The 19,037-nt window shown below is 45.9% G+C and carries 19 protein-coding genes and 1 pseudogene; 7 read left to right on the top strand and 13 right to left on the bottom strand.

Annotated features, from left to right (window positions below; all coding sequences use genetic code 11):
* Nucleotides 1-9: 9 nt before the first annotated feature.
* Together WH43_RS11250 and galU are read right to left on the bottom strand one after the other, a co-directional pair.
* Nucleotides 10-537, bottom strand: coding sequence for an H-NS family histone-like protein (locus tag WH43_RS11250; RefSeq protein ID WP_053424687.1), 528 nt, complete (start codon nucleotides 535-537; stop codon nucleotides 10-12).
* 191 nt (nucleotides 538-728) lie between these two features.
* Entirely contained in the window at nucleotides 729-1,631 is a 903-nt protein-coding gene (gene galU / locus WH43_RS11245; protein WP_053424686.1) for a UTP--glucose-1-phosphate uridylyltransferase GalU, read from the bottom strand.
* 187 nt (nucleotides 1,632-1,818) lie between these two features.
* Here galU and can point away from each other — a divergent pair, with 187 nt between their 5' ends.
* Nucleotides 1,819-2,475: a carbonate dehydratase gene (can, locus tag WH43_RS11240; protein ID WP_053424685.1), complete on the top strand. Its 657-nt coding sequence runs from the start codon at nucleotides 1,819-1,821 to the stop codon at nucleotides 2,473-2,475.
* 6 nt (nucleotides 2,476-2,481) lie between these two features.
* Here the strand turns inward: can and WH43_RS11235 are convergent, their stop codons facing one another.
* The 3 genes from WH43_RS11235 to purU all read right to left on the bottom strand — a co-directional run bounded on the left by WH43_RS11235 (nucleotide 2,482) and on the right by purU (nucleotide 4,406).
* On the bottom strand, nucleotides 2,482-3,012 hold the full coding sequence (locus WH43_RS11235) for a hypothetical protein (protein ID WP_053424684.1): 531 nt from the start codon (nucleotides 3,010-3,012) through the stop codon (nucleotides 2,482-2,484).
* Nucleotides 3,009-3,491, bottom strand: coding sequence for an acyl-CoA thioesterase (locus WH43_RS11230; protein ID WP_053424683.1), 483 nt, complete (start codon nucleotides 3,489-3,491; stop codon nucleotides 3,009-3,011). Before WH43_RS11230 ends, WH43_RS11235 begins: the two co-directional genes overlap by 4 nt.
* A gap of 81 nt (nucleotides 3,492-3,572) precedes the next feature.
* Entirely contained in the window at nucleotides 3,573-4,406 is an 834-nt protein-coding gene (gene purU / locus WH43_RS11225; protein ID WP_053424682.1) for a formyltetrahydrofolate deformylase, read from the bottom strand.
* Nucleotides 4,407-4,687: 281 nt separating this feature from the next.
* On the opposite strand from purU, the gene tsaA reads away from it, so the two are divergent.
* From tsaA to WH43_RS11195, 6 genes are all read left to right on the top strand, one after another.
* Nucleotides 4,688-5,437 (top strand): tRNA (N6-threonylcarbamoyladenosine(37)-N6)-methyltransferase TrmO, encoded by a 750-nt coding sequence (tsaA, locus tag WH43_RS11220; RefSeq protein ID WP_053424719.1) that lies wholly within the window; start codon nucleotides 4,688-4,690, stop codon nucleotides 5,435-5,437.
* A complete protein-coding gene (locus tag WH43_RS11215; protein ID WP_082335755.1) occupies nucleotides 5,367-6,461 on the top strand; it encodes a Kelch repeat-containing protein in 1,095 nt (364 codons plus the stop codon). The genes tsaA and WH43_RS11215 overlap by 71 nt, the downstream gene beginning before the upstream one ends.
* A gap of 65 nt (nucleotides 6,462-6,526) precedes the next feature.
* Nucleotides 6,527-8,299: a proline--tRNA ligase gene (locus WH43_RS11210; RefSeq protein WP_053424680.1), complete on the top strand. Its 1,773-nt coding sequence runs from the start codon at nucleotides 6,527-6,529 to the stop codon at nucleotides 8,297-8,299.
* Between the two features lie 61 nt (nucleotides 8,300-8,360).
* Complete coding sequence (locus tag WH43_RS11205) at nucleotides 8,361-8,654, top strand: DUF6170 family protein (protein ID WP_082335754.1); 294 nt, start codon at nucleotides 8,361-8,363, stop codon at nucleotides 8,652-8,654.
* Between the two features lie 9 nt (nucleotides 8,655-8,663).
* A complete protein-coding gene (locus WH43_RS11200) occupies nucleotides 8,664-9,467 on the top strand; it encodes a TetR/AcrR family transcriptional regulator (RefSeq protein WP_082335753.1) in 804 nt (267 codons plus the stop codon).
* A 157-nt stretch (nucleotides 9,468-9,624) separates the two neighbouring features.
* Nucleotides 9,625-10,374 carry an MlaA family lipoprotein gene (locus WH43_RS11195; protein ID WP_053424717.1) on the top strand — a complete coding sequence of 250 codons (750 nt, stop codon included), beginning with the start codon at nucleotides 9,625-9,627 and terminating at the stop codon, nucleotides 10,372-10,374.
* Nucleotides 10,375-10,442: 68 nt separating this feature from the next.
* Here WH43_RS11195 and WH43_RS11190 read toward each other — a convergent pair whose 3' ends face one another.
* The 8 genes and pseudogenes from WH43_RS11190 to WH43_RS11155 form a co-directional block, all read right to left on the bottom strand.
* The gene (locus WH43_RS11190) at nucleotides 10,443-11,507 is read right to left on the bottom strand and encodes a linear amide C-N hydrolase (protein ID WP_053424678.1); all 1,065 of its coding nucleotides are present in this window, start codon (nucleotides 11,505-11,507) and stop codon (nucleotides 10,443-10,445) included.
* 132 nt (nucleotides 11,508-11,639) lie between these two features.
* Nucleotides 11,640-12,626 carry a Kelch repeat-containing protein gene (locus tag WH43_RS11185; protein WP_053424677.1) on the bottom strand — a complete coding sequence of 329 codons (987 nt, stop codon included), beginning with the start codon at nucleotides 12,624-12,626 and terminating at the stop codon, nucleotides 11,640-11,642.
* A gap of 65 nt (nucleotides 12,627-12,691) precedes the next feature.
* On the bottom strand, nucleotides 12,692-14,110 hold the full coding sequence (locus WH43_RS11180) for a peptide MFS transporter (protein ID WP_053424676.1): 1,419 nt from the start codon (nucleotides 14,108-14,110) through the stop codon (nucleotides 12,692-12,694).
* A 243-nt stretch (nucleotides 14,111-14,353) separates the two neighbouring features.
* Complete coding sequence (gene ccmI, locus WH43_RS11175; protein ID WP_053424675.1) at nucleotides 14,354-15,571, bottom strand: c-type cytochrome biogenesis protein CcmI; 1,218 nt, start codon at nucleotides 15,569-15,571, stop codon at nucleotides 14,354-14,356.
* Entirely contained in the window at nucleotides 15,571-16,053 is a 483-nt protein-coding gene (locus WH43_RS11170; RefSeq protein ID WP_053424674.1) for a cytochrome c-type biogenesis protein, read from the bottom strand. Before WH43_RS11170 ends, ccmI begins: the two co-directional genes overlap by 1 nt.
* Before the next feature lie 3 nt (nucleotides 16,054-16,056).
* Nucleotides 16,057-16,626, bottom strand: coding sequence for a DsbE family thiol:disulfide interchange protein (locus tag WH43_RS11165; protein WP_053424673.1), 570 nt, complete (start codon nucleotides 16,624-16,626; stop codon nucleotides 16,057-16,059).
* Nucleotides 16,619-18,586 carry a heme lyase CcmF/NrfE family subunit gene (locus tag WH43_RS11160; RefSeq protein WP_053424672.1) on the bottom strand — a complete coding sequence of 656 codons (1,968 nt, stop codon included), beginning with the start codon at nucleotides 18,584-18,586 and terminating at the stop codon, nucleotides 16,619-16,621. Before WH43_RS11160 ends, WH43_RS11165 begins: the two co-directional genes overlap by 8 nt.
* Nucleotides 18,583-18,986 (bottom strand): annotated as a pseudogene (locus WH43_RS11155) (cytochrome c maturation protein CcmE domain-containing protein). The gene WH43_RS11160 and the pseudogene WH43_RS11155 overlap by 4 nt, the downstream one beginning before the upstream one ends.
* Nucleotides 18,987-19,037 lie beyond the last annotated feature (51 nt).

Genomic DNA, 19,037 nt, shown 5'->3' with positions numbered 1-19,037 from the left:
CACAGATGATTACTTCTTCGACAGTATCTCTTCGCCGTTTGCCTGAGCGTAAGCGTTCCATACATCGACTTTACTATTGAAGTTTTCTATAGCCTGAGTACCTGCTTCAGCTAACAAAGCTTCGATATCTTTGCTGTACTTACCATCTACTTTATGGAATGGCACAACTTTAATACCGCGGTCTACAAGAGACTTTTTCATGGTATGAGTTTTCAGTAAATGTAATTTACCGGCATCAACATAAAAAAACTGACTTTCTTTATTGATCGTTTTAAATTTTGGTTTAACCGGACGTTTGCCTTTTGACTCAGTATCATCATCATGACTAACGACAACATCTGCATTGAGCTGATAACCCAGTTGTTCCAGAGTAAAACCCTGAGCTTTTGCTAAAGCACGGATTTGAGACAACACTTCAGTTTCTTTTTGACGTTCGGCCAATACAGAATTTAACGTTTCAATTACTTCATGTAATTTAACAGTCGTGATTTCTTTAGCGGCTTTTTTCAGTTCTTTTTTATCAAGTAACAATGACATGAAAATCTCCCGTGGATAAATACTAAGAATGATAGTACAGAATCATTCTTACAAATTAAAGCTCAAACATAATCTTATTTAGTAAATAAAATAAAAAATGCCTGTTTTAGCCTGATTTTGACTTTATTCACTCCTTACTTACTGGGAATGAAAAAATGATCGGGCCAATAAAAATCAGCGTTTTATAGTCTTTAGTCTTTTAATAGATGAAGATTTTTCAAGTAACTGCGAAACTCGTCTGATAACTTTTTATCCTGGAGCGCATATTCAACAACAGCCTTCAGATAACCTATTTTACTACCGCAGTCATGCGACTTACCTTGTAAATGATAGGCTTCGATTTGTTCAACTAATAATAAATGATGTAAAGCATCTGTCAGTTGAATCTCGCCACCAGCGCCAGGAGCTGTGTGACGTAATAAATCCCATACTTTAGCTGACAACACATAGCGTCCGGTAATAGCCAGATTAGACGGTGCATCTTCAATCTCTGGCTTTTCGACCATAGTACGAATTAAAGCCGATTGCCCCTGCACTAACTGTTCACCTGAAATATCTACTATGCCGTATTTATTTACTTCAAGCGCTGGCACAGGTTCTACCATGATTTGGCTGGCACCTGTGGTTTCAAAACGTTGGATCATGGCTTTTAAGTTATGAATACGGGCGTCTGCATGATACTTATCAATCAAAACATCCGGCAGTATCACCGCAAAAGGTTCATTGCCAACCACAGGAGCAGCACAAAGTACCGCATGACCCAACCCCAGAGCCACAGGCTGACGCACTGAAATAACAGTAACATTTTTTGGGTTAATAGAACGCACGTCCTCCAGCAAGGAGCGCTTTACCCGCTTTTCCAGCTGGTTCTCCAACTCAAAACTGGTATCAAAGTGGTTTTCTATCGAGTTTTTACTGGAATGAGTCACCAGCACAATCTCGGTAATACCAGCAGCTGCAGCTTCTTCCACCACATACTGAATTAACGGCTTGTCCACTACAGGCAACATTTCTTTTGGGATAGCTTTAGTCGCCGGCAACATTCTGGTGCCTAAACCTGCCACAGGGATCACTGCTTTTTTTAACTTCACCATAGACTATGGTTCCTTCAGAAAAATCTTAACTTATTGTTCTATCATAACCTGAGCGTCAGTAAGCAGCCAAACAGATTTACCTCTGCTGAATTTGTTGCTCTGCTCATTTAACAAAGAGATTGCTGGTCGGTGTTCCACCTTAGGTCAGATCTGTTATCGTAGCGCCAGTTTTCTACAAGGTGATTCCATGCGTTCCTTAAAACACTTATTTGCCAATAACACGGCGTGGGCTGAGCGGGTTGAGCAGGAAGCTCCCGGTTTTTTTAAACAACTGTCAGAGCAACAAGCTCCTGAATACTTATGGATCGGTTGCTCCGATAGCAGGGTTCCTGCCAATGAAATAGTGGGCTTATTGCCGGGTGAACTATTTGTTCATCGCAATGTGGCTAATCTGGTATTACACTCCGACATTAATTGCTTGTCTGTGCTTCAGTACGCTATCGATATCTTAAAAATCAAACATATTATTGTCTGTGGCCATTATGGTTGTGGCGGTGTAGCCGCTGCGATGAACAAACAACGTATTGGTTTTGTTGATAACTGGTTACGCAATATTAAAGATGTCTATGCACTGCACAGAGATGAGTTGGATAGCTTTGAAGACGATGGCCAACGAGTGAACCGCTTGTGTGAACTGAACGTGATGGAACAGGTACGCAATGTCTGTCATACCAGCTTTGTTCAGGACGCATGGGAGCGTGGCCAGCAACTGACTGTACATGGCTGGGTCTATAGCTTACGTAACGGTCATATAAAAGATTTAAGAGTCAGCCACTCCAGTGCGACACAGATAGACAATATTTATGCACTGGAGCCAACGGAAGAGTTTAGTACTGAAAAATAACAACCTTCAATGAAAAACGACTTCGGTTTTGGGCACTTGCTTATAAGTAGCGCTGTGCCCTTTTACCCACTCTCCATTCTGTAAATACTCCGAGCTGATCTGAAGTATCCCTGTTGGTTCCAGTACCGAATGGGAGCGCACTTGCGTGATGCCTTGAGCATTGTTTTCTACTTTTTCCAATGCTTCAATACTTTTTGTATCAGGATTGTAGGTCATAGTGCCGTGGGTATAAAAACCTGCGGTAGTGAAATAATAATATGCAATTTTTTTCTGCTTTTGATCCCAGAAAATCATAGTCTCACCGCCGTATTCGCCATCATTGATGGAATGCACAGTTTTAATCGCCTGACCATTTAACGCCCTGCTCCATATGGAGCGGTCAATCAGTTTTTTCTCTTTGCCAGGTTGTGTTAAATCGCCTTCCCAATGGCTATCTAAAAAAGGCCGGAATATTTCCAGTTGTGGATGTAATGCAGGCGGCGCTGCGACCGCTGTACATGCAAAGACTGCGGCTATGAACCAAAGTGTCTTTATCATGATTTTTCCTGATAATAATCCAGCATATCCTGCTCAACCTCCTGCGAAAAGGCTTTGGTTTTAATAGCATAGTGCTGCAAAAATTTGTCTTCGTTTGTTTGCGGAACCCAGGCCGGCACTGTCGCTGTATGACCCTCTGCATCTAAAGCGACAAAGCTGATAATACAATGATTGGTTTCCAGCATTTCACCGCCTTTGGTGTCACCAGAGCGTACCTGTACCAGCACATGCATACTGGTAGTACCGGTATAGACGATACGGGCTATTAGTTCGACCTGATGCCCAACTAAGATGGGTCTGCGAAAGCGGATAGTGCCGACAGACACAGTCACACAATACAATCCACTCCAACCGGCTGCGCAGGCATAGGCCACTTGGTCAATCCACTTCATCACCATACCACCATGCACTTTACCGCCAAAGTTGACATGAGTAGGCTCGGCTAAAAATCGGAATTCGACTGTCCTTTTACCCGACATAAAATCTTATCCTTATTGTTTTTTATCAGCATAGTTTGTTTTTCGAAAAAAACGAACCAAACCACTGATATAAATGATTTTTTATAGGATCACTGTTTTATTGCCATGCACAAAAACCCGGTCTTCCAGTACCAGTTGTAAGGCTTTGCTTAACACGTTTTTCTCGACATCCCGACCCGCTTTTACCATATCCATAGCGCTGTAGGTATGATCCACAGGGGTCACCAGTTGCTTAATAATAGGGCCTTCATCCAGATCGTCCGTGACAAAATGGGCGGTAGCGCCAATAATTTTCACGCCTCTTTTATGCGCCTGATGGTATGGATTAGCACCGATAAAAGCCGGTAAAAAACTATGATGAATGTTGATAATGCGCTCTTTGTAATGCGCTACAAAAGCCGGGCTTAGTACACGCATGAACTTTGCCAGCACTAAATAATCGGCCTGATAAGGGTCTATCACCTGTCGAAGCTCGGCTTCATGCTGCTCACGACTTAAGTTGATGTGACTGACCAGGTGGTAGGGAATATCAAACTTTTCGGCCAGACTTTGTAAATCCGGATGATTGCCAACAACAGCTGCAATATCCAGTTTTAATGAGCCGTCATACACCTTCATTAAAATATCACCCAGGCAATGCGCCTCTTTGGTCACCAGTATCACTACTTTTTTTCGTCCTGCAGCCACCAGCTGCCGAGTACTACCTGGCGGTAAAGCTCGGTCTAAATCCAGCATCAGAGTTTTGTCATTGAAAATCCCCTCCAGCTGAGTGCGCATAAAAAACTGACCTGATTCCGGGTCAACATATTCGGTGTTCCGGATGATGTTCAACTGATGCTTGTAGCAAATGTTGGTAATTTGGGCAATTAAACCTTTTGAATCCGGGCATTCAATTAACAAAACTTTCTTTTCCATATCAACTCTCGTCACGCCATAGCAAAAACAAACACAGCACTAAGGTGATGTGTCAATCAAGTGGATTCAGGTGGTTTGGTTGTTTTTCTATAAACGGCGGTTTAAACCGCTCTTGGGTGTTGGCTGTAGATTGCATCGAACAACTGTCTGCTATTAATCCCAAGTTTTAACACTATTGTAAAGTGATTTTCTATCAGAGTGCTTTTGGGCCTTGCTTGTCCTTTGTGCATGCGGACGCCATAATGGTCCTCATTTTTTTCTGTTGGTATTTTGAGGAACTGATGCCCTCTTATCAAATGCAGGTGCTGGGCACCATCCGCTCACCCTATAAACAAAAGTTTGCTATTCCCCGCCAGCCAGGCCTGATAGCTGAAGCCAAAGCTGAACTGGTGTTGGAACCCGGTTATGACGATGACGCTATTGTCCGTGGCATTGAAGCTTTTAGCCATTTATGGCTGGTTTTTGTTTTTCATGAAACAGCCAACAAAGGCTGGTCACCGCTAGTGCGGCCACCACGATTAGGTGGCAATGAAAAAAAAGGGGTTTTTGCTACCAGGGCGACCTTTCGACCAAACCCAATTGGACTTTCTGTCGTAAAACTGGAAGGTGTGGTACGTAAACAAGGCCGTTTAATTATTCAGCTCTCCGGAGTCGATCTGCTGGACGGTACACCAATATTGGATATTAAACCTTACCTGCCCTACGCCGACGCTTTACCAAATGCTGCCGGTGGTTTTGCTGACGCGGCGCCTGAAACCGATATGACAGTCAGTTTTGAACCTGCTGTTCTGCAGTTTTGTCAGCGGCAAAAAGATCAGCCTGAATTAGCAGTATTGATAGAAAAGGTGTTAAAACAAGATCCGCGCCCCCAGTACAAAAAACAAAAAGCGGAGCAACAGAGCTATGGCATGACGCTGTATCACTTTAATATCAAATGGACAGTGAATGGAGTACACAATCATGTTACCGAGATCAGGCATGTTAAAGAAAAACAACAGGAGCATGACGTTCAGCCTCTGTCTGACGCTTAGCGCTCCTTTATGGCTTTATGCCGCTGAGCTCCCCCCCTTACCGGAACCGGTCAGTAACAATCTGGTCATGACCACCACTGTGGCTGGCCGCACTTATGTCGCCAGCTTTATGGGACTGGCTTCAGGAAAGACCCATGCCGATGTGCATAACAGAGTCTGGCAATGGACTGTGGGTGAACCTACCTGGCTAAAAGCTCCAGCCGTACCTAGTCGTCAACGCTTAAGTGGCCGACTTGCAAGCTCTGGTGTCACCTTGCAAAACCACTTTTTTATCTTTGGTGGTTACACAGTGGCCGCCAATGGCACAGAAGTATCAAGCGCAGAGGGCTACCGCTACAGCCCGGTCACCAAAGCCTATAACAAGCTGCCGGACATGCCGGTCGCTGTCGACGACAGTGTGGCTTTGGCTTATAACAACAGATACATTTATCTGGCCAGCGGCTGGTCGCAAGATGGCAATGTTAATCTGGTGCAAGTCTTTGATAATTTTACGCAGAAATGGAGTCAGGCTACGCCTTTTCCCGGCACTCCGACTTTTGGTTTGGCTGGTGCCTTATCCGGGACCAGTGTGCTGCTTTGTGATGGCGTCAAAGTCAGCTATCAAACCTTACCGCGTCAGTATCAGACGCAAGCTCAATGCTGGTTAGGTGAAATCAGTAAATCAGACGCCAACCGTATCAGCTGGCAACAAATCCAGCATCCAACAGGTAAAGCCCGTTATCGTATGGCGGCAGCTGCTGTCAAACAGGACGGCAAAGACTTGATTGTCTTTATAGGCGGCAGTGAAACCGCTTATAACTACAATGGTATTGGCTACAACGGTACGCCAGCACAACCTTCTGCTGAAGTCTGGGTGTATTCATTAACAGACAAAAGTTGGTTAAAAGCAGAAAACACCAGAGCTGTGATGGATTTACGCACACTGGTGAGCATGAACAACGAGCTTTACAGCTTAGGTGGCATGGTTGCAGGGCAAAATCTGACCACAGAATGGATAAAACATCAGATTAAGCTACTGCCCTAATAACAGGCTTGGTAGAATAGCGGCCATTCACAGAATTATTAAACTTAAAACTCACGGAACTATTTATGCGGACAAGTCAGTATTTACTCTCTACGATGAAAGAAACCCCGGCTGATGCCGAAATTATTAGCCATCAATTGATGTTACGCGCCGGTATGGTGCGTCGTCTGGCGTCAGGTTTGTACACTTGGTTGCCCAGTGGCCTGCGGGTTTTACGTAAAGTAGAGCAAATTGTCCGTGAAGAAATGAACAAAGCCGGTGCTATTGAAGTGTTAATGCCGGTTGTGCAACATGCTGAGCTGTGGCAGGAATCTGGCCGTTGGGAAAAAATGGACGCAGAATTGCTGCGTTTTAAAGACCGTCACCAGCGCGATTTTGTGTTGGGTCCCACGCACGAAGAGGTGATCACCGATTTAGTCCGTAAAGAAATCAGCAGCTACAAACAGCTGCCTATTAATTTGTATCAAATTCAGACCAAGTTCCGTGATGAACGTCGTCCACGTTTTGGTGTGATGCGTGCGCGCGAATTTTTAATGAAAGACGCCTACTCTTTTCATTTAAGTCAGGAAAGTTTGCAGCAAACTTATGACGCTATGTATCAGGCGTACTGCAATATCTTTACTCGCTTAGGTTTAGATTTCCGCCCTGTGTTAGCCGATACAGGTGCTATTGGCGGCAGCATGTCGCACGAATTCCATGTGCTGGCCGCTTCTGGTGAAGATGCGATTGTATTCTCTGATGAGAGCGATTATGCCGCCAATATCGAAAAAGCGGAAGCACTGCCACCACAAGGTCAGCGCCCTGCTGCAACTCAAGCGAAAACTGAAGTGGCAACACCCAACGCGAAAAGCATTGATGAGGTGGCAGCCTTTTTAAAGCGAGATGCCGCGGCTATTGCTAAAACCTTACTGGTGCAACTGAACCCGGAATTAAGCTTTGATGAAGTAAAAGCGCTGCTGGCGAATGCAGATGCCGAAGTTCTTGAAAACACCTGGCGCTCTAAAGTCGTTGCCTTGGTAATACGTGGCGACCATGAGTTAAACGAAATCAAAGCTGAAAAACACCCACTAGTGGCTTCTCCGCTGCAATTTGCCAGTGAAGAAGATGTATTGGCTGTCACTGGTGCTAAACCAGGTTCTGTCGGTCCTGTGGGTTTAACTATCCCTGTGGTTGTCGACCATGCTGCAGCGCATTTAGCAGACTTTGTTACTGGCGCCAATAAAGACGGTTTCCACTTCACAGGCGTGAACTTCGACCGGGATATCACCACGTATCAGGTGGCTGATTTACGAAATGTGGTTGAAGGTGATCCAAGCCCATGCGGTAAAGGTAAGTTAGTTATACGCCGCGGTATTGAGGTAGGTCATATTTTCCAGTTGGGTGATCGTTATTCATCTGCTATGAAAGCCGGTGTACTGAACGAAGAAGGCAAACACCAGATTATGACCATGGGTTGTTACGGTGTCGGCGTATCCCGCATTGTTGCGGCTGCTATTGAGCAAAACCATGACGAATACGGTATTAAATGGCCAGTGGCCATAGCACCATTTCAGGTGGCGATAGTGCCGATGAATATGCACAAATCAGTACGTATTCAGGAAGCGGCTGAGCAGCTGTATAAAGAACTGAGCGCAGCTGGCTTTGAAGTTTTATTTGACGATAGAAAAGAGCGTCCTGGTGTGATGTTTGCTGATATGGAGCTGTTAGGTGTGCCTTATCACATTATCGTAGGCGAACGTAATCTGGATGAGCAGAAAGTAGAGCTGAAAAATCGTCTGACTGGTGAAAAGTTGATGCTGGCCTTATCTGATGTGGTAGCTCAGATAAAATCGCTCTGATTACAGTCCGTCATCTACAAGGCCCTGTTCTGACGGGGCCTGTTTTTTTAAGGAGTCTTTGATGTATTTTGGTAGTCATTCCATTCCTGAGCTCGCGGGACTTAAGTTTGCACAGCGGATGCAAGTGATCCGCGCAGCCACTGAGCAAGTCCCTACTCCACAAAAACTTTTATTGAACCTGCTCAAACTGGCCATTTTAATTCCGCTGTTTTTAGTCATAGCTCAATGGGAATCATGGCAAAGTACTGTCACTATCATTGTATTGCTGGCTGCCTACCCTTTGTTGACAAGGCCTCTGACCTTTGCCTTGTGTCGCCCCTACTTACAACAAGCCCGCACTAAACTGCGGCTCTAGTAACGCCTCATGCTGAAATTTTTATGTGACATAACCAACAAAGAAGGCCGCAGCTGTCCTCTGGAGCAAAGGTTTAGCAAAAAACAGCAAGCCATAGCGGACCGTGAGCAGGAATTACTGCACATCGCCCATCAATTGGTGAAGGCCGAAGGTTACGCTAATTTGACGATGGATAAACTGACAGCGGCCAGCCCTTATTCCAAAGGCACCATCTACAATCATTTTTCCAGTAAAGAAGATGTGATCACTGCCCTTTGTAATTCTGCTTTACGCCATGAAATCAGCTTGTTTAAAAAAGCAGAATTATTTAATGGCAGCAGCAGGGAAAAAGCCTTAGCTTTGCATCAGGCCTATTTATTGTCGGCAAAAATGCAGCCCATTTTGTTTAGTTGTTTATTGACGGCTAAGTCGCCCTGGGTGCAGGAAAAAAGCTCGCCTGCGCGCTTAACTGTGCAACAAGAGCTTGAAAAGGAAGTGACACAGATGGTCGATCTGTTGCTGCAGCAAGCCATAGATGCCAACGAGTTGCAGCCGAAAAACGCAGCAACCATCGATCTGATGGCCTTTGCCAATTGGGCAATTTCTTTTGGTGGCATAGCACTTTTAAGTAGTGCCAGCGAAACGTACAGCATAGAACGTCTGCAGGGAACCCATCCATTTTTGTTCAACCTAAACTGCATGCTCGATGGCATGAACTGGTTGCCACTGAGCACTGACTGGGATTATTGCCAGAGCTGGCTGAGGATTGAGAAAGAAATCTTTAGTGCCGAACAACAGCAGCTCGCCACTGGCTTACCACTGACATTAAGTTAACTAAAGCATAGATCGGTTATATTTCTGTAGCGATGCAACTTTTTTCAACTATTTAACACAAATCAATGCAGCAAAGCTGATGATCCAGATCATGCTTTACCAGTATAATAATCAAGATGTTATTTCCCCTAACGGATGCAAATTTATGGTCTTACGCATGAAGCCTGTTTTAATATCGTGCCTGTTGTTACTGGCGGTCACTGGCTGTGCCAGCAAAAAAGCAGCGGATGAGCAACAGGCTCAAACTAATTATCAGGACCCACGAGACCCTATTGAATCGGTGAACCGGGATATCTGGGATTTTAACTACGACGTATTGGATGCTTATGTGCTGCGTCCTGTTACTGTAGGTTATATGACGGTAGTACCTAAACCTGCCCGTACTGGTGTAGCGAATATGGTCAACAACCTGAGTGAACCAGCAAGTTTCGTCAACGCCTTGTTACAAGCGAAACCCAGAAGCGCAGCTATTAGTCTTGGACGTTTTGTGCTGAACAGCACACTGGGGTTGTTCGGCTTATTTGATGTCGCAACCCGCATTGATCTTAAAGCACAGGATGAAGATTTTAACCAGACCCTGGCGGTATGGGGACTGGGTGATGGGGGGTATCTGATGGTTCCTGCGCTGGGCCCTACCACCACAAGAGGCCTGGTCGCCGGAGTTGTCGACGGCCTTTATTTCCCTCTGGGTTTGTTAAATTCGAATCTGACGATCACCCGCTTTACTGTCTCAGCATTGGATGGACGAGAGCAACTGATGTCGATGGAACAATTACTCAACGAATCTGTCGATCCTTATGCTTTTATCAAAGAAGCCTATTTCCAGCGGATCGAGTTTAAGATTCACGATGGCAATCCACCACAGAAAGAGGAAGACGAAGAGTATTTAGACGAGTATTTGCCATAACCTTGTATTACTGATCAATAAGGCCAGCATCAGCTGGCCTTTTTTCTTGTTCAAAGCTCAGACTTATTCTAATTTTCCAGTTCTAACCCTTTAAAATCAAAAGGTTTAGCATTCACAAAAGATGCACTGCTTTCCCCCGCATAAATTTGACCAGCATCCAGATTCAACTTCTTAACCTGAGCACTCTCTCTAAAATCTATGTTACGAAAATCTACCCACACCACGTTAGGTGACAGCACATTCTCAAAATAGTAAACAAGATTGCGCTGATCAGCCACCACACGCCATCTGGTATTGGATAAATGAGGCTGGTCCGCTGTGCCTATACCATAAGGCACAGACACATTCCGAACAATGCTAAAGACGCTGGCCACCGCAATTTTCGCATCGCTGGTTTGTGGGATCATGTTCAAGTAATACCAGGCTCGGACCAGACGATCGGACGCTCTTGCTGTTCCTGGCAAAAAGGCCTGTCCTGACACAGAATCCCAATAGCTTTTCACCGCAAGTTGTTGTTCATACGGCGGATCATTAGTCATCACCTGATAGGTTTTATCGTGGTGGATCACCAGTTTACCGCCTATATATTCGAAGATCGCACTGTCCCCTGTCGCATCAGACAAGGACAAATGCACCGTAGTAAATTTATCTGTACCAGGAATAAAGTCGGAGACAATAGCAAAAGTTTCCTTACGGAAGAACGCCACAGCCTGCTCTACTGTGGCAAAGTTATCAAGAGCATATTGAGCCCAAGCCGCTATGGTTAAGCCAGGCTTGTCACCATGGTACTCAAATTTGGGATACTCAGAAGCAACCAGCCACAGCAGATTTGCCACCAGACCTTTTTCATTCATGCCATCAGGGGTTGCGATGTCCCAGGAACTGGCCGCGATACTGCCATATTTGGATCGCCATGAAATAGAATTAGGCCCTACCTGTCCACTGCGCTGCATTCCCCGGGGAAATATCCACAAATTAGCGGGGATATCTATGGAGAAATCCATACTTCGGCCTGTTAACACCGTATCTTGCGGACCAATATAAACTAATCGGGTACAAGCCTGGACGGGATAAAAACTGGCACCAAGACATGCCAGGATTAAACCGAACAGCATAGAAATCGAATATTTCATCATCCTCTCCTTTCGCTATTTTTATATGAGTTTCCATGGAACCGTTCTTCCGTTGAAAAATCTACGATTTAACAGTCACTTCGGCTTTGTGATGCATTAAAAATAGTTAAGAAAAAAGGAGGTAGATCATTTTTATTTTATAGATACTTTCTCTAACACAGCGCTGGTCTGCTTTAAACCCGCAGCTGTAGCCCCGCCTATAACGTAAATAGCCTCATCCAGTACAACAGCACCCAAACCATGACGGGGTAGCGGCATTTCTCCGTGCTGCTGCCAGTTATTTTCTGCAGCAGAATAAGCCCAGACTTTAGTGAATACTCCGCCGCCCTGCTCAAAAAACTCCCCTCCAAATACCCAGAGCTGTTGATGAAGTACAGCAGCGGCTAAACCGGCTTGTGCTTCAGGCATAGCTTTTTCCAAAGCCCACTGCTGGTTTTTTGGATTAAACCTATGAACACCAGCTTTGTTGCCAGCTTTGACTTGCCGGCCACCAACCAGATAACCCTGGTCATTCCATACTGCAGCTGCAGCGCTATTTTTTGCCTCAGGCAAAGCTGGCGCTATTTCAGTTTTTAATGACTTTGGATCAAAAATCCAGTGGATGGCTACATCAATCTGATCTTGCCACTGGGCATTTGCCTCTGTTGCAGGAGAACGTCCTGACACAAGATGTACTTTGTCACTCAGCACAAAACTAACGGTTTCACTTAAAGGTGCAGGCAAGGTCGCAACTTTTAGCCAACCTTGCTGCTTCAGATTTAATTGCAATACATCAGCACTGGCACTCCAGTTCCCACTATTAGCCTGAATAAAACCACCGAATAAAAACAGCTGGTCACCCACAGCCACCAACTGACCATGATGGCGCCCTTCAGGTAACGCTGGTCCATAACGCCATGTGTTGGTTTTTGGATTGTAGATCTGCACTAGTGCCGTCATTTGGCCTTGTTGCTTTGGTAATTCAGAACTTAAGCCACCGGCGACATAGATTTCGCCCTTAAATACGGCAGGGTAAATCTCCTGCACAGGCAAAAGCATATCGGCCTGCCTCTGCCAGTTCAAACTAGCAGCCAGCAGCTGAGCACTAAACACCATCAACAAAATACCAACAATCTTCATGAGAAACTCCAATAAAAAAAGGCCAGCGGATTGCTCCTGCTGGCCTTCTGAAGCTATTAAAAAACTTAGCTTTGCATACGCTCAGCGCCGTGCATCCAACGTACTAAAGTACCGGATAACATCCAAAGCACCACAGCAAAAACCACCAGCGCTACAGCTATACCACCAAATACTACCAATAAACCAGCGTGGGCGGCCTGTACACCAAAAGATGCGGCAAATTCAACGACAGCAGGATTGTCACCTGCAGTATCAGAATAAGCACCCACAAAACCTGCCAGATAATGAGCTACGGCAGGCATCAGGAACCAAACACCCATGATTAGTGAAGCCAGTTTCACCGGAGCCAGTTTAGTCATTAAGGACAAGCCCACAGGAGAAATACACAACTCACCTAAAGTGTGGAATAAAAACGCTAAAGTTAACCACATCATGCTGGATTTAGCAGAAGGGTTGACCTGCATCTCAAATATACCTGCGATCAGGAACAGGAAGCCGATAGAAGTTAACAACATACCAAATAAAATTTTGATAGGTGCGTCAGGTTGTTTATTCATTGCATTGAGTTTCACCCATAACCAGGCAAATACAGGAGCAAACATCAGAATAAACAGCGGGTTTAACGATTGGAACCAACCAGCAGGGACTTCAAAAGTGCCTACCATACGGTCTGTGTGTTCAGAAGCGAACAAACTCATTAAACCACCCGCTTGCTCAAAAGCCAGCCAGAACATAGTCACGAAAATAAACAGGAATAACACCACTCGCAGACGATCAAACTCAACTTTAGTTAAAGGAGTCGGAGTACCTGAAGAGCTGCGGGACAAAATACGACCCGGCACTTTGCCTAAATCACCTAAGTATTTTTGTGCAAACAATAATTGGATCACCACAGATAAGGTCATACCAATACCAGCAGCTAAATAGCCATAACGCCAGCCGAATGCATCGCTTTCACCTAAAGACGAGGTGACTAATGGCGCGATAAAAGCACCTAAGTTGATACCCATATAGAAAATAGTGAAGCCACCGTCACGACGGGCATCACCTTGTGGATACAAGTCACCCACTATCGCAGAGATATTCGGTTTAAATAAACCGTTACCAGCAATAATAAAACCTAAACCCACATAAAACAGCGACATGCTGTGAGGTGTCGCCGCAAACAAGGTGTACTGGCCTATGGCCATTAAAGCACCACCGAGAATAATAGATTTACGCTGGCCTAACAGATTGTCTGCAATCAAACCACCAAATAAAGTGGCGGCGTACACCAAGCCTGTGTAGTACCCGTATAACAACAAGGCATCGCCGTGACTCAGGCCAAAACCTGGGTTGGTCGATTCAGTGGCGGCAACTAAAGTCAGAATAAGTAAAGCGCGCATCCCATAGTAGGAAAAACGCTCCCACATTTCTGTGGAAAAAAGCAGGAAGAGTCCTTTCGGATGACCGAATAAAGTCCCCGAAGCTGGCGGTTGATTCATAACGTGATCCTAGATTGTGGGTTTATTTTAATTATGGTTAAAGCGACTTGACTGTCAGGTGCAGACTGCAATGTGCAGGTCCAAACACCGGACAGACTTCTCAAAGTTGCCGTGTTATAGCCTATTGGCCAGCAAATGAAAAGAGGCAAAGGGGCAGAACGCCGACGCAAAAGGCCAGAGCCTGACCTTTTGCTTATTTAATCGGCAGTTTCAGCAGCTATTTAAGCAAGACTTCAGCCTGAGTTAAGGCTTTAGCTCGAGACTCAGCTTCAGCTTTGGCTCAGTAAAACTAAGCACTTCAGACTGCACTTGGGGTCCATTTTCGTCATTCAGTACTTGTCCTGATAAAGACAAACGGGCACTGATTTGGATACGTTCTGCGTTAGCCAAAGTCCAGCCAGGTTGCATGGCCTGAGCTTCACTCAGTTCAATGCTTTGAGTGCCATTAAACACAGCCAGCTTTTGCACTGCTAAAGGCAAAGGCGGACCATCCACAGCTTTAGCAAATACAAAAAGAGTACCGGTTTTGTATTGCTCCGCCAACTCTGGACTGATACTCAGCTGCACTGAAATCTGACGACCAGATACAGCGGCTGTATTCGGCGCTTCGGCTTGTTCTGGTGTTGAAGTCAGCCCAAGTTTCTGCTGCACCAGGGCATAGCGTGGGTCGGCTTTATCCAGTTTCGGTAATAACAACTGCCAGGCCTTTTGAGCTTGTTCTTTATCGCCACGCTCTTCAGCCACCATACCCAGCATAGACAAGGCGTCGGTATTTTCAGGGTCCTGTTGCAGCACTTTGGCTAAACTCCGCGCCGCTTTAGCCAGATGTTCCTCGCTGCCGCCGACCAACAGTGCCTGACTGTAACTAATCAACACATTGACGCGGTTAGGGGTTAAAGCCAATGCTTTTTCAAAAGCTTCAATGGCATCATCCAGCATGCCTTTAGACAACCAAATGCGGCCAATTACAAACCAGGCCACTGCATCATCACCTTCTTTACTGATTTTTGTCCGCAGCGCCAACGCAAATAACTCTATTTCTTCGTTTGTTAAGGGTTCTCCCTTATTTAACAAGGCGCGCTCGCCATAAGCCGGGAGCTGCTGCTGCGCAGTCTGCCAGTTATTCAGTTGCGTATAATGGCCTGTCTGGCTGTACAGTGCGACTGTGCCCACAACCACAAGCAACGAAGTGCCCAGCACCCAGGCAGTTGCAGAGCTTGAAGTCGTTTGCTGACTTTGCTGTGATTGCAAATACTGAGCTTTTAATTCCGTAGCGGCCTGAGTGAAATCCTGCTCTGCTAGTTCGCCATTGTCACGAGCTTGTGACAACAAACGTAGTTTATCTTCGAACTGCACCACCGGATTTAACTGCACTTCTTCTCCCTGGCGGCGGAAAAATAACAGCAATATCAGAACAAGCGCCAGCATCAAAGCTGCGGCAAAACTTAACGACATCAGCATCAGCTTTTTCTCCTGTACTGCTCAATCAGTTGGTCGAGTTGCTGTTCCAGCTCTGGCTCTGACTGCATCTGAGCCTGGTCTGCGGCTTCTGACACCACAGCTTTACCTTGGGCCTTACGACGTACCAAAAGTAATACCATCAGTCCGACCACCATCAGCGCTGGCAATAACCATAAAATTAAGGTGAATTTATTCAGCGGCGGCTGGTAATGCACAAAATCGCCGTAACGGCTTTTCATATACTCCAGCACTTGTGCTTTGTCTTGTCCCTGCTGCACCAGCTCCAATGTTTTATTGCGCATATCTACGGCAACAACAGCATTAGAGTCAGCAATATTCTGGTTCTGACATTTAGGGCAACGCAATTCGTGCGTCAGCTCCTTAAATAAAGCTTGCTGCTCCGGGCTTTTAAACTCTATTAAGACTTGGGTCGCCTGTGCTGCACTGATAAGAAACAGCAGGCTTAGAAAAAAGTACTTCATACCCTACTCCTGCAAGCTTTGATAAGCAGCAGCCAGCTTTTGCTGCCAGACCTGCGGGTTAATATCACCAATATGGTGCTGACGAATAATACCCTGGGCATCCACTAAGAAGGTTTCCGGCGCACCAGTGACGCCTAAATCAAAAATCAGTGTGCGGTCTTTATCCAGAATATTCCACTGATACGGGTTGCCTTGTTGCTCCAGTTTTAATGCCACTTCCTGCTGTAAAGCAGCAAGGTTAAACACCTCACCAAACGCAGCGTCAACCGGCTGTTGATAATACAAACCGACGATCATCACTCCCTGTTCGCGCAGCTCCGTTAAATAGGCAAGCTCGGCATTACAGGTCACACACCAGGTGCCCCAAACATTAAGTAAAAACGGCTTGCCCTTGACACTATCAGGCGTCCAAATCTTTTCCGGCTGCTGTAAATCCGGTAAGGCAAATGCAGGCAATGGCTTGTCAATCACTGAAGACTCTCGTTCCATAGGATTAGAGAATAAACCACTGAACAAAAACACTGACAAACCAATAAAGAGTGCAAATGGGATAAAAAATGCAAGTTTACGCATTTGCTGTCTCCTTCAGTTCCCCAGGTGCAGCTTTACGACGGTAGCGTTTATCGCACAATGCAATCAAACCGCCCAGCGCCATTAATAAGCCACCCAGCCAAATCCAGCGTACAAAAGGTTTCACATACAAACTTAAGGCCCAGCTGTCATCAGACAAGGACTCACCCAAGGCCACATACAAGTCACGACTTAAACGGGCATGCACAGCAGCTTCTGTCATCACAGTACGCTGCACTGTATAAAAACGTTTCTCTGCATGTAAGTGAGTGACATAGTCGCCCTGGTAGCTAACATCCAGCTCAGCCGCTTCACCTGTGTAATTGGGGCCATTCAGTGGATAGACTTCCACTAGCTTAAACTGATAACCAGCCAACTCCACTTGCTCACCTGCTTTCATTCTGACCTGAGTTTCAACGCTGTAGGTTTTGGTCATAGCCACACCGACCACCAGCACCGCAAAGCCAATATGCGCCAGCGTCATGCCAAAATGGCTGGCGTTGAGCTTAGTTAAGCCTTGTTTGACTGAGCCGAACTGCTGCAAGCGCTGCAACAATTCAAAAATAGCGGAAGAACCGACCCAGGCACCGAGTAATAAACCTAACAAGGCTAAATTGGCCTGAATACTTTGTGTCGCCGCCAAAGTGCCCAGCGCCAGAATCAAAGTCGCTATCGCCACTAAACTCATTGGCTTCAGTAAAGGTTGCACTTGCTGTTGTTTCCAGCGCACCCAGGGGCCTAAACCCAGCAACAAGGCAAAAGGGATCACCAGATAATAAAACAGCTGATTAAAAAACGGCTCGCCAATAGAGATTGAGCCTAAGCCAAGTTCTTTATGTACCAGCGGAAATAAAGTACCAAGCAGTACCACTAAAGTCGCGGTCAGCAGGAAAATATTATTGCCCCACAACAGTACTTCGCGGGAGAACAATTCATAGCGGGCCTGACTGCGTACTGAGTGCATCCGTAGTGCATACAGCAGTAATGAGCCACCGACCACCACCAGTAAAAACGCCAGTAAATACAAACCTCGATCCGGATCAGCAGCAAAAGAATGCACTGATACCAACACGCCTGAGCGCACTAAAAAAGCACCCAATAAACTTAACGAAAATGCAGCTATAGCCAAAAGCACTGTCCAGGACTTAAAAGTGCCCCGTTTTTCAGTCACAGCTAAAGAGTGAATAAGCGCAGTGCCGACCAACCATGGCATAAAGGAGGCGTTTTCTACCGGGTCCCAGAACCACCAGCCACCCCAGCCTAATTCAGCATAAGCCCACCAGCTGCCAAGCATGATGCCAAGAGTCAAAAACATCCAGGCCGCTAAAGTCCAGGGTCTGGCCCAGCGCGCCCAGGTACTGTCAAACTTACCGCCCATCAAGGCTGCTATGGCAAAAGCAAAAGACACGGCAAAACCAACATAGCCCATATACAACATAGGCGGATGGATGATCATGCCAAAGTCTTGCAACAACGGATTTAAGTCACGACCATCGACCGGGAAATACGGCAGACTGCGCATAAAAGGATTAGACATAAAGAGCACAAAGGCATAAAAACCTACAGCTATTAAGCCCATTACACCTAAAATTCTGCCCTGAAACTGTAAAGGTAAACTGCGGGAAAACAGCGCCACGGCAGCAATCCAGCCGGACAAGGTTAATAACCACAACAACATCGAACCTTCATGCCCACCCCAGACTGCAGTCAAACGGTAATACCAGGGCAATAAGGAGTTGGAGTTGGTCGCTACATAGACCACAGTAAAATCATTCGACCAAAAGGCGTAAGACAAAGCCCAAAATGAAAAGGCAGTCAGTAAAAACAAAGCATAAGACAGTGGATTACCTAACTGTAGTGCAGTCTGATGACCTTTAAAGCTGCCATACAAAGGGACTATGGCCAAAGCCAAAGAAATACAGAGCGCAAAGGTCAGCGCCAATTGACCATATTCTGCGATCATGGCTGTTGACCTGCAGGTTTGCCTTGTTCTGGCGTGGTAGTCTCAGGCTCAGAAACTTTAGGCTGACCATAGGACTGCATATTTTTTGGCGCCACGTGTTTAATACCTTTAACGGCTTCAGCCACTTCAGGCGGCATATATTCTTCGTCGTGTTTGGCTAACACTTCAGAAGCCAATATGGTCTTTGCATCCACTAAGACGCCCTGAGCCACAATGCCCTGCCCTTCACGGAATAAATCTGGCAATATGCTTCGTATTCCACTGTGACCAGTGGACCTGTGTCGACTAAATCGAAGCTGACTTTGAGTGAATTCGGGTCGCGGCGTACCGAACCTTTCACCACCATGCCACCAATCCGAAGCCGCTGGCCAATTTCAGGTTTTACTTTGTCATCGCCCATGCCTTCAATCAATTGGCTTGGCGTGTAAAACAAATCAATATTTTGCTGCAA

Origin of the sequence: Rheinheimera sp. KL1, from assembly GCF_001275035.1 — a bacterium.
In the GTDB taxonomy this organism is placed as follows: Bacteria; Pseudomonadota; Gammaproteobacteria; order Enterobacterales; family Alteromonadaceae; genus Pararheinheimera; species Pararheinheimera tangshanensis.
The sequence above is the reverse complement of the archived record's forward strand: the minus strand, read 5'-3'. Positions and strand labels throughout refer to the sequence as shown.

What these genes read in the sequence shown, in the direction of transcription:
- WH43_RS11250 (WP_053424687.1), bottom strand. Translation starts at nt 537, where the DNA reads ATGTCATTGTTACTTGATAAAAAAGAACTGAAAAAAGCCGCTAAAGAA.
- galU (WP_053424686.1), bottom strand. Translation starts at nt 1,631, where the DNA reads ATGGTGAAGTTAAAAAAAGCAGTGATCCCTGTGGCAGGTTTAGGCACC.
- can (WP_053424685.1), top strand. Translation starts at nt 1,819, where the DNA reads ATGCGTTCCTTAAAACACTTATTTGCCAATAACACGGCGTGGGCTGAG.
- WH43_RS11235 (WP_053424684.1), bottom strand. Translation starts at nt 3,012, where the DNA reads ATGATAAAGACACTTTGGTTCATAGCCGCAGTCTTTGCATGTACAGCG.
- WH43_RS11230 (WP_053424683.1), bottom strand. Translation starts at nt 3,491, where the DNA reads ATGTCGGGTAAAAGGACAGTCGAATTCCGATTTTTAGCCGAGCCTACT.
- purU (WP_053424682.1), bottom strand. Translation starts at nt 4,406, where the DNA reads ATGGAAAAGAAAGTTTTGTTAATTGAATGCCCGGATTCAAAAGGTTTA.
- tsaA (WP_053424719.1), top strand. Translation starts at nt 4,688, where the DNA reads ATGCCCTCTTATCAAATGCAGGTGCTGGGCACCATCCGCTCACCCTAT.
- WH43_RS11215 (WP_082335755.1), top strand. Translation starts at nt 5,367, where the DNA reads ATGTTACCGAGATCAGGCATGTTAAAGAAAAACAACAGGAGCATGACG.
- WH43_RS11210 (WP_053424680.1), top strand. Translation starts at nt 6,527, where the DNA reads ATGCGGACAAGTCAGTATTTACTCTCTACGATGAAAGAAACCCCGGCT.
- WH43_RS11205 (WP_082335754.1), top strand. Translation starts at nt 8,361, where the DNA reads ATGTATTTTGGTAGTCATTCCATTCCTGAGCTCGCGGGACTTAAGTTT.
- WH43_RS11200 (WP_082335753.1), top strand. Translation starts at nt 8,664, where the DNA reads ATGCTGAAATTTTTATGTGACATAACCAACAAAGAAGGCCGCAGCTGT.
- WH43_RS11195 (WP_053424717.1), top strand. Translation starts at nt 9,625, where the DNA reads ATGAAGCCTGTTTTAATATCGTGCCTGTTGTTACTGGCGGTCACTGGC.
- WH43_RS11190 (WP_053424678.1), bottom strand. Translation starts at nt 11,507, where the DNA reads ATGAAATATTCGATTTCTATGCTGTTCGGTTTAATCCTGGCATGTCTT.
- WH43_RS11185 (WP_053424677.1), bottom strand. Translation starts at nt 12,626, where the DNA reads ATGAAGATTGTTGGTATTTTGTTGATGGTGTTTAGTGCTCAGCTGCTG.
- WH43_RS11180 (WP_053424676.1), bottom strand. Translation starts at nt 14,110, where the DNA reads ATGAATCAACCGCCAGCTTCGGGGACTTTATTCGGTCATCCGAAAGGA.
- ccmI (WP_053424675.1), bottom strand. Translation starts at nt 15,571, where the DNA reads ATGCTGATGTCGTTAAGTTTTGCCGCAGCTTTGATGCTGGCGCTTGTT.
- WH43_RS11170 (WP_053424674.1), bottom strand. Translation starts at nt 16,053, where the DNA reads ATGAAGTACTTTTTTCTAAGCCTGCTGTTTCTTATCAGTGCAGCACAG.
- WH43_RS11165 (WP_053424673.1), bottom strand. Translation starts at nt 16,626, where the DNA reads ATGCGTAAACTTGCATTTTTTATCCCATTTGCACTCTTTATTGGTTTG.
- WH43_RS11160 (WP_053424672.1), bottom strand. Translation starts at nt 18,586, where the DNA reads ATGATCGCAGAATATGGTCAATTGGCGCTGACCTTTGCGCTCTGTATT.